The organism is Paracoccus sp. pheM1 (assembly GCF_018499825.1).
In the GTDB taxonomy this organism is placed as follows: Bacteria; Pseudomonadota; Alphaproteobacteria; order Rhodobacterales; family Rhodobacteraceae; genus Paracoccus; species Paracoccus versutus.
Genome location: NZ_JAGXCX010000001.1, coordinates 2,505,545 through 2,518,892, shown reverse-complemented (window position 1 = coordinate 2,518,892; position 13,348 = coordinate 2,505,545). Strand labels below are relative to the sequence as shown.

16 protein-coding genes and 1 riboswitch are annotated in these 13,348 nt (G+C 68.6%); of the genes, 14 read left to right on the top strand and 2 right to left on the bottom strand.

From position 1 onward, the window contains the following. Positions 1-21 precede the first annotated feature (21 nt). The 3 genes from KF941_RS12805 to aroQ are packed head-to-tail and all read left to right on the top strand — an operon-like array spanning position 22 to position 3,058. Entirely contained in the window at positions 22-1,902 is a 1,881-nt protein-coding gene (locus KF941_RS12805) for a PAS-domain containing protein (protein ID WP_214273497.1), read from the top strand. Next, positions 1,895-2,596, top strand: a complete 702-nt coding sequence (locus KF941_RS12800; protein ID WP_036753582.1) for a response regulator transcription factor — start codon at positions 1,895-1,897, stop codon at positions 2,594-2,596. The genes KF941_RS12805 and KF941_RS12800 overlap by 8 nt, the downstream gene beginning before the upstream one ends. Before the next feature lie 27 nt (positions 2,597-2,623). After that, on the top strand, positions 2,624-3,058 hold the full coding sequence (aroQ, locus tag KF941_RS12795; protein ID WP_214273496.1) for a type II 3-dehydroquinate dehydratase: 435 nt from the start codon (positions 2,624-2,626) through the stop codon (positions 3,056-3,058). Between the two features lie 71 nt (positions 3,059-3,129). Here the strand turns inward: aroQ and KF941_RS12790 are convergent. Further along, positions 3,130-3,887 (bottom strand): IS5-like element IS1248A family transposase gene (locus tag KF941_RS12790; protein WP_114669439.1). Its coding sequence is split into 2 segments (ribosomal slippage): positions 3,130-3,566 and positions 3,566-3,887, totalling 759 coding nucleotides; the frame shifts between segments, so codons are not numbered across the junction. Positions 3,888-4,056: 169 nt separating this feature from the next. Between KF941_RS12790 and KF941_RS12785 the strand changes: the two genes are divergently transcribed. Beyond that, a complete protein-coding gene (locus tag KF941_RS12785) occupies positions 4,057-4,821 on the top strand; it encodes a hypothetical protein (RefSeq protein ID WP_214273495.1) in 765 nt (254 codons plus the stop codon). Positions 4,822-4,913: 92 nt separating this feature from the next. On the opposite strand, the gene KF941_RS12780 is transcribed toward KF941_RS12785, so the two are convergent. Beyond that, positions 4,914-5,516, bottom strand: a complete 603-nt coding sequence (locus tag KF941_RS12780) for an HAD family phosphatase (RefSeq protein ID WP_214273494.1) — start codon at positions 5,514-5,516, stop codon at positions 4,914-4,916. Between the two features lie 181 nt (positions 5,517-5,697). Continuing rightward, positions 5,698-5,801, top strand: a riboswitch (TPP riboswitch). 67 nt (positions 5,802-5,868) lie between these two features. On the opposite strand from KF941_RS12780, the gene thiD reads away from it, so the two are divergent. The 10 genes from thiD to KF941_RS12730 are packed head-to-tail and all read left to right on the top strand — an operon-like array spanning position 5,869 to position 13,294. Next, a complete protein-coding gene (thiD, locus tag KF941_RS12775) occupies positions 5,869-6,696 on the top strand; it encodes a bifunctional hydroxymethylpyrimidine kinase/phosphomethylpyrimidine kinase (RefSeq protein WP_214273493.1) in 828 nt (275 codons plus the stop codon). Then, positions 6,693-7,670, top strand: coding sequence for an FAD-dependent oxidoreductase (locus KF941_RS12770; protein ID WP_036753588.1), 978 nt, complete (start codon positions 6,693-6,695; stop codon positions 7,668-7,670). The genes thiD and KF941_RS12770 overlap by 4 nt, the downstream gene beginning before the upstream one ends. Continuing rightward, positions 7,654-7,851: a sulfur carrier protein ThiS gene (gene thiS, locus KF941_RS12765; protein ID WP_036753591.1), complete on the top strand. Its 198-nt coding sequence runs from the start codon at positions 7,654-7,656 to the stop codon at positions 7,849-7,851. Before KF941_RS12770 ends, thiS begins: the two co-directional genes overlap by 17 nt. A 1-nt stretch (position 7,852) precedes the next feature. Next, complete coding sequence (locus tag KF941_RS12760) at positions 7,853-8,617, top strand: thiazole synthase (protein ID WP_114536085.1); 765 nt, start codon at positions 7,853-7,855, stop codon at positions 8,615-8,617. Next, positions 8,614-9,210 (top strand): thiamine phosphate synthase, encoded by a 597-nt coding sequence (locus KF941_RS12755; RefSeq protein ID WP_036753596.1) that lies wholly within the window; start codon positions 8,614-8,616, stop codon positions 9,208-9,210. Before KF941_RS12760 ends, KF941_RS12755 begins: the two co-directional genes overlap by 4 nt. Then, a complete protein-coding gene (locus KF941_RS12750) occupies positions 9,189-10,169 on the top strand; it encodes a HesA/MoeB/ThiF family protein (protein WP_084197003.1) in 981 nt (326 codons plus the stop codon). Before KF941_RS12755 ends, KF941_RS12750 begins: the two co-directional genes overlap by 22 nt. Then, positions 10,166-11,107: an ABC transporter substrate-binding protein gene (locus KF941_RS12745; RefSeq protein ID WP_214273492.1), complete on the top strand. Its 942-nt coding sequence runs from the start codon at positions 10,166-10,168 to the stop codon at positions 11,105-11,107. The genes KF941_RS12750 and KF941_RS12745 overlap by 4 nt, the downstream gene beginning before the upstream one ends. Beyond that, complete coding sequence (gene tenA / locus KF941_RS12740; RefSeq protein WP_036753605.1) at positions 11,104-11,778, top strand: thiaminase II; 675 nt, start codon at positions 11,104-11,106, stop codon at positions 11,776-11,778. Before KF941_RS12745 ends, tenA begins: the two co-directional genes overlap by 4 nt. Next, a complete protein-coding gene (locus tag KF941_RS12735) occupies positions 11,775-12,566 on the top strand; it encodes an ATP-binding cassette domain-containing protein (protein WP_214273491.1) in 792 nt (263 codons plus the stop codon). The genes tenA and KF941_RS12735 overlap by 4 nt, the downstream gene beginning before the upstream one ends. Next, positions 12,563-13,294: an ABC transporter permease gene (locus KF941_RS12730; RefSeq protein ID WP_036753610.1), complete on the top strand. Its 732-nt coding sequence runs from the start codon at positions 12,563-12,565 to the stop codon at positions 13,292-13,294. The genes KF941_RS12735 and KF941_RS12730 overlap by 4 nt, the downstream gene beginning before the upstream one ends. The last annotated feature ends 54 nt before the right edge of the window (positions 13,295-13,348 follow it).

Genomic DNA, 13,348 nt, shown 5'->3' with positions numbered 1-13,348 from the left:
AATTGTTACAGGGACCGCGCAATGCCAGGAATGGTCATGCCCACGAACGACCGGCACGCCGAACTGACCCGCTCGGGGCTGAACCTGATCCAGCAGGCGATCTCGATCTTCGACGCCGACCTGCGGCTGGCGGTCTGCAACCGCCCCTATCAGGCGATGTTCGGCCTGCCGGACGAGCTGACCCGCACCGGCGCCACCTTCCAGGATACGATCCGCTACCTGGTCCACCGCGGCGAATACGGCCCCCAGGACGACCCCGAGGCCGCGATTCGCGAGCGCGTCGACCAGGCCCGCACCTTCCAGCCGCATTACATGGAACGAAAGCGCGCCGACGGCCGCTGGATCTCGGTCGAGGGGGCGCCGCTCAGCCAGGGCGGCTGGATCGCGGTCTATACCGACATCACCCATATCAAGCGGCAGGAGGCGCTGCTGCGCGCCCGGTCCGAGGAACTCTCGGAACTGGTGCTGGAGAATGCCGAGCGGCTGTCGGCCGCGAACCGCGCCCTGGCCGCGACCAATGCCGCGCTGGAGGAAGCCAAGCGCATCCTGACCGAATCCGAGGCCCGCACCCGCCATGTCACCGCCATGGTCCCGGCCCATATCGCGCATATGGACCGCGACTATCGCTATACCTTCTCGAACAACCAGATCTCGATGGTGTTTCCCGGCGCGAATCGCTCGATCATCGGCTGCCAATGCGAAACCGTGCTGGGCGACGAGACCTTCGCCCGCATCCGCCCGCACCTGGACCGCGCCATCGCCGGCCAGCCGCAGGTGTTCGAGATCACGCACCCGCCCTCGGGGCGGCGCATCCGCATCGCGCTGACCCCGGACCAGAACGGGCGCGGGGTCTATATCCTGTCCACCGACGTCACCGCCGAGGTGCAGGCGCGCGAGGCGCTGACCCATGCCGCCAAGCGCGCGGTGGCGGCGCAGATGACCTCGGGGCTGGCGCATGACTTCGGCAACCTGCTGACCATCATCCTGGGCCTTCAGGGCCGGCTGGCCCGCGCCGGCCTTCCTCCCGAACAAGCCGAGGACGCGCAGGCCACGCTGGCCGCCGCCCGGCGCGGGGTGCGGCTGCTCGACGGCATCTCGGCGCTGACCGGCCGGCGCGAACACCAGCCGCAGCCGGTCGGGCTGCGCGCCATGCTGGACGACCTGGCGGCGATGACCCGGCCGACGCTGGGCGCGGGCGTCACGCTGGACACCCGCATCGGCGATCTGCCGGCGCGGGTGATGCTGGACCCCGGCGTGCTTCAGGACGTGCTGCTCAACCTGATCCTGAACGCGCGCGACGCCATGCGGGGCCGCGGGCGCATCGGCGTCACCGTCCGGCCCGCCGGCCGCTGGCTGGAGATCGCGGTCGCCGATACCGGCCCCGGCTTTTCCGACGAGGCGCTGGCGCGCGCGACCGAGCCCTTCTTCACCACCAAGGGCAGCCAGGGCACCGGCCTCGGCCTGTCGATGGTCTATGACCAGATCAAGCTGGCGGGCGGCACCCTGCGGCTGGGCAATGCCGAGGGTGGCGGCGCGCAAGTGACCATCCGCCTGCCGCTGCGCGCCGCCCGCCCGCAACTGGTGCTGCTGGTCGAGGATGACGACGCCATCCGCGCCCATATCCGCGAGATGCTGACCGCCCAGGGCCATTCGGTGATCGAGGCCGGCTCGCTGGCCGAGGCGCGCGGGTTGACCGACCTGGCCGGGCTGACCATGATCCTCTCCGACCTGCAACTGGGCGACGGTTCGGGGGCGGATCTGCGGGGCCGCGGCCTGCCGCTGGTGCTGATGACGGCGCTGCCGCCGGGCGATCCGCGCAGATCGGGGCTTGACTGCCCGGTCCTGACCAAGCCCTTTGGCGACACCGAACTGGCCGTGGCCATGGCAGAGACAGATGACTGACGCCCCCCTGATCGCCATTCTCGACGACGAGCCCGAAATCCGCCGCCTGCTGTCCTCGGCGCTGGAGGAGGCGGGCTTTCGCACCATAGGCTTCGCCCGCGCCACCGAGTTCGAGGCGGCGCTGCGCCGCATCCAGCCCGATGCCTGCCTGATCGACCTGGGCCTGCCCGACCGCGACGGGCTGGCGCTGGTCCACCGGCTGGCCAGCGAATCCGGCGCGGCGATCATCATCATCTCGGGCCGGGCGCAGGTGCAGGACCGCGTGACCGGGCTGGAGCTTGGCGCCGACGACTACATCATCAAGCCCTTCGAGCCGGCCGAGGTCGTGGCCCGCATCCGCGCCCGGCTGCGCAAGCCCCAGCGCGAGACCGGGCCCGGCCGCCAGCAGGTCCGCTTTGCCGGCTGGTCGGCCGATTTCGACCGCTACACGCTCATCTCGCCCGAAGGCGCCGAGACCCCGATCAGCCATGCCGAGGCCGAGGTCTTGCGCCTGTTCCTGGACAACCCGCGCCGGCTGATCTCGCGCGCGCAGATGCTGGAAACGCTGGGCGGCACGGCGGGGGAAAGCTTCGACCGGGCGATGGACGTGCGCATCTCGCGCCTGCGCACCAAGCTGGGCGAGGATCCCAAGAACCCGCGCCTGATCAAGACGATCTACGGCGCGGGCTATATCTTTCTGGCCGAACTGGGCTAGATTGCCCCCGATCTGCCGGAGAACGCCATGCCCACCGTCTATGTCCTGAACGGCCCGAACCTGAACCTTCTGGGCCAGCGCCAGCCCGAGATCTATGGCAGCACCACGCTGGCCGACGTGGAACGCGACTGCCGGGCGCTGGGGGCCGAGCTGGGGCTGGAGATCGCCTTCCACCAGTCGAACCACGAGGGCGCGATCATCGACCTGATCCACGAGGCGCGGCTCAAGGCCCAGGCCATCGTCATCAACCCGGCGGCCTTCACCCACACCTCGGTCGCGATCCTGGATGCGCTGAACACCTTCGACGGTCCGGTGATCGAGGTGCATATCTCGAACGTCCACAAGCGCGAGAGCTTCCGGCACCATTCCTATGTCAGCCTGCGCGCCGAGGGCGTGATCGCCGGCCTGGGCATCCACGGCTACCTGCTGGCGCTGCGCCACGTGGCGAAGCTGGTGGGATAGGCGGGCTGGGGCGGTGGGTTTGAGCCCGAAGCGGACGGCCGAACCGTAGCCGCACTACCTAGGGTCAGGATTCATAACCAATAAATGACGGTTGCCGCGAGCGCGATGGCCGAGAGGAAGACCTTCGGGCATCTGTCGTATCGGGTTGCCACGCGCCGCCAGTCCTTGAGCCTGCCAAACATGATCTCGATGCGGTTGCGCCGCTTGTATCGGCGCTTGTCGTATTTGACCGGTGTCTTGCGCTGCTTTCGGCCGGGGATGCAGGCTCGTATCCCCTTGTCCTGCAAGGCTTCCCGGAACCAGTCGGCGTCATAGCCGCGATCCCCGAGCAGCCAATCGACCTTTGGGAGGCTGCTGAGCAACGCCCGCGCCCCGATGTAGTCGCTGACCTGCCCTGCGGTGACGAACAGGTCGAGCGGTCGGCCCTGGCTGTCACAGATGGCATGCAGCTTCGTGTTCATGCCGCCCTTGGTCCGGCCGACGAGGCGTCCACGCCCCCCTTTTTCACGGCCAAGCTGGTCGCGGTGCGGTGCGCTTTCAGATAGGTCGCGTCGATCATCACGGTCTTTTCCTCGCCGTGGTCGGCGGCCAGCCCGATCATCATCCTGGCGAAAATGCCTTTCTCGCTCCAACGCTTCCACCGGCTGTAGAGCGTCTTGTGCGGCCCATACTCCCTGGGGGCATCTCGCCAGCGCAAACCATTGCGATTGATGAAGATAATCCCGCTTAGAACACGCTTGTCATCGACGCGTGGCTTGCCGTGCGACTTCGGGAAGAAAGGGGCAAGCTTGGTCATCTGCTCGTCGGTCAGCCAGTACAGGTCGCTCATGTCACCGCTCCGTTTTCCGAGCCGTGAATCACGTAGCACACTGAAAATCAATGCATCCTGACCCTAGACGCACGTTCAACCTCCTGGAATTCAAAGCGTTGTTTGCGACTCACGAGGAAAACGCAGCAATCTGTATCGTGAACCCATTCAGAACATTTGAGGCGTGAATATGTATCACCCGCTGACCCGGAAGCACTTGTACAGCGCAACAAGGGTTTCTATGTATTTTGACGAATACGGTAACGAGAAGTCTGCTTCCGGTACGGCATTTTTCCTAAGGACAAGCGCCGGAAAGTTGTATCTTGTATCAAACAGGCATGTCTTCGATGCAAGCTACAGTGACCCCCGCAAGAAAAATTGGGCTTTGAGAAAGGTAGTCGCTGCGGGATATTGTGACGGAAATCTGCTGCCGTTTGATTTTTCCTTTAGCCCACCACAGATTCTGTTTCCAAAAAATGAGAAGGAAGATGTTGCCGCGGTTGATCTGAGCAATGTCAGAATTGACGGAGCGTTGCCAGGCAGCGTGGTACCGATTGAGGAAAGCTACTTAGCGGCAGACGCCGACTTTTCCGAGGTAGATATCTCCGACATTGTGGCTTTCCCAGTGTATCATGGAGCGTCTAATCAGCCGGTAATGCGAACCGGGTGGGTGGCAAGTGATCCATCGCAGAATTTTATCGGGCATGGTCTCAGCGGCGACGCAAGGCGCATTGCAATTGAGGGATTCTCATGGGGCGGCTATTCTGGCTCACCTGTTTTTACTTTAGATAGAGGACTTCAGTCTGGCGCCGGCATTACTTACGGCGGCGGATTTCGAGGAAGTAAAATGATTGGCGTGAATGCTGGCCACATAAAGGTTGCGGATGGGTCGGGCGCACATGCTGGACTATCGTATCTTATTAAAAGCAGTGTTTTAATTGAGTTGCTTTCTTAAATGCCAACGTGAGGTCTTTGCTGATAGATTTCTCCTGCTCATGCAGGCTGCGAATGACCGCTCCGGTCCCGCAAAGCGGACTAGCCGCCCCCTCAAAACACCCCGCGCCGCGCCAGATCCTCGCCCAGCGCCTCGGCGCTGGTAAAGCGGATCGCGTCGATGCCCAGCGCGCGGGCGCCCTCGACATTGGCCGGGCTGTCGTCGATGAAGATGCAGTCCTCGGGGCGCAGCCCGTTGCGATCCATCAGCAGCCGAAAGATCGCGGGCTCGGGCTTCAGCGCGCCGACCTGGCCCGAGACCAGGATGTCGGCGAACAGCCCGCCCAGCCGGGGATGCAGCTCCAGCGCATGGGGCCAGGTCTCGGCCGACCAGTTGGTCAGCGCATAAAGCGGCACCCCGCGGGCCAGCAGCGCCTCGGCCACCGCCCAGCTGCCCGGCACGGTCTTTTCGATGGTGACGGGGAACGCCGCCAGATAGCCGGCCAGGTGGCGCGCCTCGTCGCCATGGGCGGCGCGGGCGGCGGCAAGCCCCTCGGCAAAGCCGCGCCCGCCGTCCTGCATCCGGTTCCAGCCGGGAAAGTCGATGCGGGCCATCCAGGCCTCGGCCTCGGACCGGCTGGTGAACACATCCGCAAAGGCCAGCGCCGGATCCCAGTCGATCAGCACCCCGCCCAGGTCGAAGATCACGCTTTTCATCGCATCCTTCCGCATTTCGCCGCGCCCAGATCGGCCGGAAATCCCGGCGCTGTAAAGCCCGAAAACCGCGCCGCGCGCCCTGCCATGCTGCCGGCAAGGCCGACGGATCCGCGACAGCGAGGGGCCGGCCGCGCGCGGCCCTTGCAATGCGGGGCGCCGGGGCCTAGTGTCGCGCGGAAGACTCATACACTTGGGGAGCCCCGCACGGGGCTGAGAGGTGCCGGGCACCGACCCATCGAACCTGATCCGGGTCATGCCGGCGTAGGGAAGGGTAGAGTGACGCGGCCCGCAATCCCAGGCCGCCACCCATCCGCCCAGCGTCCGCGTGCCCGGCCGAAACGAAAGGCGGGCCATGTCGGGATTGCAGCCCCATCCCATCGCACTGACCATCGCCGGCTCGGACAGCGGCGGCGGTGCCGGAATCCAGGCCGATCTGAAAAGCTTTTCGGCGCTGGGCGTCTATGGCGCCTCGGTCATCACCGCGATCACCGCGCAGAACACCCGCACCGTCGCCGCGGTCGAACCTGTCAGCCCCGCCATGATCGCCGCCCAGATCGACGCGGTCTTCGGCGACCTGGACGTGCGCGCGGTCAAGATCGGCATGGTCGGCGGCGTGGATGCGATCACGGTCGTCGCCGGCCGGCTGGCGGCGCTGCTGGCGGACAACCTGGTCCCGGTGGTGCTGGACCCGGTGATGGTGGCGAAATCCGGCGACGCGCTTTTGCCGGACGAGGCCGTCTCGGCGCTGCGCGAGCAGCTGATCCCGCTGGCGACCGTGCTGACCCCCAACCTGCCCGAGGCCGCGCGCCTGCTGGACCTTGCCCCCGCCGCGACCCCCGAGGAAATGCGCCAGCAGGGCGAGGCGCTGCGCGCCCTGGGCGCCGCCAACGTGCTGATGAAGGGCGGCCACGCAACCGAGGACAGCTGCACCGACCTGCTGATCGGTCCCGAGCCGCTGGTCCTGACCGCGCCGCGGCAGCAGACGCCCAACACCCATGGCACCGGCTGTTCGCTTTCCTCGGCCATCGCGGCCGGGCTGGCGCAGGGCATGACGGTGGCGCAGGCCGTGACCCGCGCCCATGGCTGGCTGCAGGCCGCCATCGCCCGCGCCGACGAATTGTCGGTCGGGCTGGGCCACGGCCCGGTGCATCATTTCCACGCGCTCTGGAGACAGGCATGAACCAGATCACCATCCTTGGCGCCGGGGTGATGGGGCTTTGCATCGCCACCGAACTGGCCCAGCGCGGCACCCTGCCGCGCATCATCGACCCGGCCGGCAAGCCCGGATCGCAGGCTTGCAGCTGGCGCGCGGGCGGGATGCTCGCCCCCTATTGCGAGGCCGAAAGCGCCGAGCCGGTGGTGCTGCGCCTGGGCGTCGATGCCGCCGACTGGTGGCAGGCGAACGGGGCCGAGGTCATCCGCCGCGGCACGCTGGTGCTGGCGCCCTCGCGCGACCGGGCGGAACTCGACCGTTTCGCCCGGCTGACCGAGGCGCATCAGCCGGTGAGCGGCGACGAGATCGCGGCGCTGGAGCCGGAACTGTCCGGCCGCTTCCCGCGCGGGCTGCATTTCGCGACCGAGGCGCACCTGAACCCGCGCGCCGCCCTGCTGGCGCTGCGCGACCGGCTGGAGGAACGCGGCATCCAGATCGAGACCGAGGGGACGCCCACCGGCCTTGTGGTGGACGCGCGCGGCTTGGCGGCCAAGGACGAACTGGCCGACCTGCGCGGCGTGCGCGGCGAAATGCTGGTGATCCGCTGCCCGGAAGTGACCCTGACCCGCACCATCCGCCTGCTGCATCCGCGCATCCCGCTGTACCTCGTGCCGCGCGGCGATGGCGTCTACATGATCGGCGCCACCATGCTGGAGACCGGCGGCAAGTATCGCGTCACCGCCCGTTCGGCGGTCGAGATGCTGTCGGCCGCCTATGCCCTGCATCCCGGCTTTGCCGAGGCCGAGATCCTGGAGCTTGGCTCGGATGCGCGCCCGGCCTTCCCGGACAACCTGCCCCGCCTGCGCCGGCGCGGCGGCACGCTTTACGCAAACGGCCTTTACCGCCACGGCTATCTTCTGGCCCCCGCCGTGGCCCGCATGGCCGCCGATTACCTTCTCGAGGGCCGGAAACCGGAGTTCATGGATGAAGATCACCCTTAACGGAGAGGCGCGCGACCTGAACGGCCCGTCCGTGCAGGACGCGCTGGCCGAGATCGGACTGGGCGCGGCCAAGGTGGCGACGGCGCTGAACGGCGCCTTCCTGCCCGCCGCCGCGCGGGCCGAAACCACGCTGAAGGATGGCGACGCGCTGGAAGTCGTGGCGCCGATGCAGGGGGGCTGAGATGCCGGTCTTTTACGGAACCGCGGTCGAAAGCCCGCTGATGCTGGGGACGGCGCAATACCCCTCGCCCGCGATCATGGCGCAGGCGTTCCGCGCATCCCGCGCCGGCATCGCCACCGTCAGCCTGCGGCGCGAAGGCGGCGCCGGCCAGGATTTCCACAACCTCATCAAGGATCTGGGCATCCCGGTCCTGCCCAATACCGCCGGCTGCCATTCGGTGCGCGAGGCGGTGACGACCGCGCAGATGGCGCGCGAACTGTTCGAGACGCCCTGGATCAAGCTGGAGGTGATCCGCGACGACGACACGCTCTGCCCCGACGTGATCGCGCTGGTCGAGGCGGCGCGCATCCTGTCCGACGACGGCTTTCAGGTCTTTCCCTATTGCACAGAGGATCTGTCGGTCTGCGGCCGGCTGCTGGACGCGGGCTGCCAGGTGCTGATGCCCTGGGGGGCGCCCATCGGCTCGGGCCGGGGGCTGAACAACCCCTACGGCTTGCGCAGCCTGCGGGCGCATTTCCCGGACGTGCCGCTGGTGGTCGATGCCGGCATCGGCCTGCCCAGCCACGCCGCCCAGGCGATGGAGCTGGGCTATGACGCCGTGCTGCTGAACACCGCCGTCGCCAAGGCCGGCGATCCGGTGGCCATGGCCCGCGCCATGGCGCTGGCGATCGAGGCGGGCCAGCTGGCCCATGCCGCCGGCGCGATCGAGGCGCGGGACATGGCCGCGCCCTCGACCCCGCTCTTCGGAATGGCGGTGCTGGGATGAAACTGCCGCGCTTCTATCCGATCTTCGACAACAGCGACTGGCTGCGCCGCGCCCTGCCCTTGGGCGTGAAGCTGGTGCAGATCCGCATCAAGGACCAGCCGCCCGCCCGGCTGCTGGGCGAACTGGCGCTGTGCCAGGAGCTTTGCCGCGAACATGGCGCCACGCTGGTCGTCAACGACCACTGGCAGGCCGCCATCGACCTGGGCTGCGACTTCATCCACCTGGGGCAAGAGGATCTGGACACCGCCGACATTCCCGCGATCCGCAAGGCGGGGCTGCGGCTGGGCCTCTCGACCCACGACCATGCCGAGCTGGACCGGGCGCTGGCGCTCAGGCCCGATTACGTCGCGCTGGGTCCGGTCTGGCCGACGATCCTGAAGAAGATGAAATGGGAACAGCAGGGGCTGGACCGGGTCCGCGAATGGCGCCGGCTGGTCGGCGCGACGCCCCTGGTCGCCATCGGCGGCGTGACCCCGGACCGCGCGCGCGAGGCTTTCGCCGCTGGCGCCGACGTGGCCTCGGCCGTGACCGACATCACGCTGAACCCCGACCCCGAGGGCCGCATCCGCGAATGGCTACGGGTGACGGCATGAACCGCTATGCCCGCCAGATGGTCCTGCCCGAGGTCGGCGCCCAGGGGCAGGACCGCATCGGTGCCGCCCATGCGCTGGTGGTCGGGGCGGGCGCGCTTGGCGTGCCGGTGCTGCAATACCTGGCAGGCAGCGGCATCGGCCGCATCACCCTGATCGACCCCGACACGGTCGAGGAATCGAACCTGCACCGCCAGCCGCTTTACCGCATGGCGGATCTGGGCCAGCCCAAGGTCCGCGCCGCGGCGCAGGCCCTGGCCGGGCTGAACCCCTCGGTCCGGGTCGAGACGCTGGAGGAGCGCCTGACCCCGCTGAACGCGCCCGCGCTGGTCGCGGCGGCGGATGTGGTGCTGGACTGCGCCGACAGCTATGCCGCCAGCTACACGCTGTCCGACGCCTGCCTGGCGGCGGGCAAGCCGCTGATCTCGGCCTCGGCGCTGGGGCTTGCGGGCTATGTCGGCGGCTTCTGCGGGCGCGCGCCCAGCCTGCGCGCGCTGTTCCCCGACCCACCCGACAGCGGCCAGACCTGCGCCACCGCCGGCGTGCTGGGCCCGGTAGTGGGCATGCTCGGCTGCATCCAGGCGCAGATGGCGCTGCGGCTGCTGCTGGGCTTGGCCCCTTCGCCCTTGGGCGAGTTTATCCGCTTCGACAATGGCCGCTTCACCCAGTTCCGCTTCGACGCCGCGCCCGAGGCGACTGGCCCGCGCTTCATCGCCCCCGAGGAAATCCGCCCGGCCGACCTGGTCATCGACCTGCGCCCCGAGGACGAGGCCCCGCGCAAGGCCACCCCGGACGCGCTGCGCCTGCCCGATTACGGCGCGACCGGCCCCCTGCCCGACCCCGGCGGCCGCGTGGTGCTGGCCTGCCGTTCCGGCCTGCGCTCCTGGCGCGCCGCCGACGCCCTTGCCCGCCGCTGGAGCGGCGAGATCACCCTTCTGGCCCTTGGAGACGACGACCGATGAAACATTTCACCCTTGCCGCCGCCCTCGCGATCCTGGCCCAGCCGGCGCTGGCCCAGGACAAGGTCACGCTGATCCTGGACTGGTTCGTGAACCCCGACCACGGCCCGATCATCGTCGCCCAGGAAAAGGGCTTCTTCGCCGAGGAAGCGCTGGAGGTCGAGGTCGTCGCCCCCGCCGATCCCTCGGACCCGCCCAAGCTGGTCGCCGCCGGCAAGGCCGATTACGCCATCAGCTACCAGCCGCAACTGCACCTGCAAGTGCATGAGGGCCTGCCGCTGAAGCGCGTGGGCACCTTGGTCGCGACGCCCTTGAACTGCCTGATGGTCAAGGCCGACGGCCCGGTGCAAGAGATCGCCGACCTCAAGGGCAAGAAGATCGGCTATTCCGTCTCGGGCGTCGAGGAGGCGCTGGTCGGCCAGATCCTCGGGACCGCCGGGCTGACCATGGACGACATCGAGATGGTGAACGTGAACTGGTCGCTTTCGCCCGCGCTGATCGCCGGCCAGGTCGATGCCACCATCGGCGCCTATCGCAATTTCGAGCTGACGCAGATGCGGCTGGAAGGCGCCGAGGGCAAATGCTTCTTCGTCGAGGAACAGGGCGTGCCGACCTATGACGAGCTGATCTTCGTCGCCAACCCGGCCAACCTGGACCTGGACCGCACCCGCCGCCTGCTGCACGCGGTCGAACGCGGCGCGCAATACATGATCAACCACCCCGACGAGGCATGGGAGCTGTTCTCGGCCACCGCCCCCGACCTTCGCGACGAGCTGAACGCCGAGGCGTGGAAGGACACGCTGCCGCGCTTCTCGCAATCGCCGGCGGCGCTGGACCAGGGCCGCTATGCGCGGTTCGAGGCCTTCCTGCACGAGGCCGGGCTGGTGGACGGCGTGCTGCCGGTCTCGGACCTGGCCTTGGACGTGGGGGCGGCACAATGAACCGCTACGGAGACGCCTTCGCCGCCTGGCGCGCCGACGCGCAGCCGGAATGGGACGCCTATACCCGCCACGCCTTCGTCGAGGGGTTGCGCGACGGCACGCTGCCGCAATCCTGCTTCCTGACCTACCTGGTGCAGGACTACCTGTTCCTGAAGAATTTCTCGCGCGCCTGGGCGCTGGCGGTGGTCAAGGCCGGCGACCTCGACGAGATGCGGGCCTGTTCGGCAACGGTCCACACCCTGCTCGATCACGAAATGGGCCTGCATGTCCAGACCTGCGCCCGCGCCGGCATGGGCCCCGAGGTGCTGGCCAATGCGCAAGAGGCGGTGACCAACATCGCCTATACCCGCTATGTGCTCGAGGCGGGCTATTCGGGCGATTTCCTCGACCTGCTGGCGGCGCTGATGCCCTGCGTGCTGGGCTATGGCGAAATCGGGCTGCGGCTCCAGGCCGAGGCGGCGCCCGACACCCCCTATCGCGAATGGATCGACACCTATGCCGGCGCCGAATATCAGGCCGCCTGCATCTCGGCCGGCGAATTGCTGGACAGCGCCATCCGCAAGCGGCTGGGCGCGGCGCCCCAGGAAAGCCCGCGCTGGACGGCGCTGTCGCAGCGCTTCGCCACCGCCACCCGGCTCGAGGTCGCCTTCTGGGAGCTTGGCCGCGCATGACCGCCGCAGCGTCGGTCCGCGGCCGCGCCTGGGTCGGCGAGGCGCCGCTGTTCGCGCCGGTGGAGCTGGTGCTGGAACTCGGTGGCTGGACCTGCCTGCTCGGCCCCTCGGGCGTCGGCAAATCGACCATCCTGCGCCTGATCGCCGGGCTGGAAACCGGCGCGCGCTTCGAGGGCGAGGTGGTGCGCAACTGCCCGGTCGCCCTGATGGCGCAGGATCCCGGCCTGATCCCCTGGCTCGACGTGACCGGCAATGTCACCCTGGGCGCCCGGTTGCGCGGCAGCCTGGGGGCTTCTTCCGTGTCCAAATATCCTGGGGGACGCCGGAGCGACCCCATCGAGGGGCCGCTCCGGCGGGGGGCAAAGCCCCCGGCCGCCCCCGCAGCCCGCGCGGCCCATCTGATCGAGGCCGTGGGCCTGGCAGACCGCGCCCATCACCTGCCCGCAAACCTGTCCGGCGGCCAGCGCCAGCGCACCGCCCTGGCCCGCACGCTTTTCGAGGACCGGCCGCTGGTGCTGCTCGACGAGCCCTTCTCGGCGCTCGACGCGCGCACGCGGGCGCAGATGCAGGATCTGGCGGCGCGCCTGCTCGACGACCGCACGGTGCTGCTGGTCACGCATGACCCGGCCGAGGCGGCACGGCTGGGCGACCGCATCCTGCTGTTGCGGGAAACGGGGCTGACCGAATGGCCCCGGCCCGACCCGCGCCCGAAAGGCGCCGCCCGACCCTATGACGCGCCCGAGATGCTGGCCCTGCAGGCCGAGCTGATGCGGGGGATGATGGCATGAGAACCGTCGCGGCCCTGGTCGTCACCATCCTGGCCCTCTGGCAGGGGGTCATCTGGCTGGCCGGCATGCCGCCCTTCCTGCTGCCCTCGCCCTTGGCCGTGGCCGACGCGCTGTGGATCAACCGGGCCGAGATCGCCCGCCATGCCGGCTTCACCCTGGCCGAGGTGGTGCTGGGCTTCACCCTCGGCTCGGCCCTGGGCGCGGCGCTGGCGGTGGCGATGGGGTTTTCGCAGAAACTGACCGGCGTGCTGCGGCCGATCCTGACCTTCAGCCAGACCATCCCGGTCTTTGCCCTGGCGCCGATCCTGACCTTGTGGCTGGGCTTCGGCATGGCGCCCAAGATCGCCATGACCGTGCTGATCGTGTTCTTCCCGGTCGCCAGCGCCTTCCTGGACGGGCTGATGCGCACGCCGCAGGCGGCGCTGGACCTGGCGCAGGTGATGGGCGCCGGCCGCACCCGCATCATGCGCCACCTGCGCATCCCCGCCGCGCTGCCGAGCCTCGCCACCGGGCTGCGGCTGGCGGCGGTCTATGCGCCCATCGGCGCGGTGATCGGCGAATGGGTGGGCGGGGCCCGCGGCCTTGGCGCGCTGATGATCCATGCCAACGGCCGGATGAAGACCGACCTGGTCTTTGCCGCCCTGCTGGTGCTGTCGGTGATGACGGTGATCTTCGCCCGGCTCGTCGCCATCGCGCTGCACCGGCTGCTGCGCCGCTACGGCGTCTAGCAGGCTGCTGAAAAAGTCCTTGCGACAGGACAGCGTGGGCGGGGAACCGGGAAA

What these genes read in the sequence shown, in the direction of transcription:
- KF941_RS12805 (WP_214273497.1), top strand. Translation starts at nt 22, where the DNA reads ATGCCAGGAATGGTCATGCCCACGAACGACCGGCACGCCGAACTGACC.
- KF941_RS12800 (WP_036753582.1), top strand. Translation starts at nt 1,895, where the DNA reads ATGACTGACGCCCCCCTGATCGCCATTCTCGACGACGAGCCCGAAATC.
- aroQ (WP_214273496.1), top strand. Translation starts at nt 2,624, where the DNA reads ATGCCCACCGTCTATGTCCTGAACGGCCCGAACCTGAACCTTCTGGGC.
- KF941_RS12785 (WP_214273495.1), top strand. Translation starts at nt 4,057, where the DNA reads ATGTATCACCCGCTGACCCGGAAGCACTTGTACAGCGCAACAAGGGTT.
- KF941_RS12780 (WP_214273494.1), bottom strand. Translation starts at nt 5,516, where the DNA reads ATGAAAAGCGTGATCTTCGACCTGGGCGGGGTGCTGATCGACTGGGAT.
- thiD (WP_214273493.1), top strand. Translation starts at nt 5,869, where the DNA reads ATGTCGGGATTGCAGCCCCATCCCATCGCACTGACCATCGCCGGCTCG.
- KF941_RS12770 (WP_036753588.1), top strand. Translation starts at nt 6,693, where the DNA reads ATGAACCAGATCACCATCCTTGGCGCCGGGGTGATGGGGCTTTGCATC.
- thiS (WP_036753591.1), top strand. Translation starts at nt 7,654, where the DNA reads ATGAAGATCACCCTTAACGGAGAGGCGCGCGACCTGAACGGCCCGTCC.
- KF941_RS12760 (WP_114536085.1), top strand. Translation starts at nt 7,853, where the DNA reads ATGCCGGTCTTTTACGGAACCGCGGTCGAAAGCCCGCTGATGCTGGGG.
- KF941_RS12755 (WP_036753596.1), top strand. Translation starts at nt 8,614, where the DNA reads ATGAAACTGCCGCGCTTCTATCCGATCTTCGACAACAGCGACTGGCTG.
- KF941_RS12750 (WP_084197003.1), top strand. Translation starts at nt 9,189, where the DNA reads ATGGCTACGGGTGACGGCATGAACCGCTATGCCCGCCAGATGGTCCTG.
- KF941_RS12745 (WP_214273492.1), top strand. Translation starts at nt 10,166, where the DNA reads ATGAAACATTTCACCCTTGCCGCCGCCCTCGCGATCCTGGCCCAGCCG.
- tenA (WP_036753605.1), top strand. Translation starts at nt 11,104, where the DNA reads ATGAACCGCTACGGAGACGCCTTCGCCGCCTGGCGCGCCGACGCGCAG.
- KF941_RS12735 (WP_214273491.1), top strand. Translation starts at nt 11,775, where the DNA reads ATGACCGCCGCAGCGTCGGTCCGCGGCCGCGCCTGGGTCGGCGAGGCG.
- KF941_RS12730 (WP_036753610.1), top strand. Translation starts at nt 12,563, where the DNA reads ATGAGAACCGTCGCGGCCCTGGTCGTCACCATCCTGGCCCTCTGGCAG.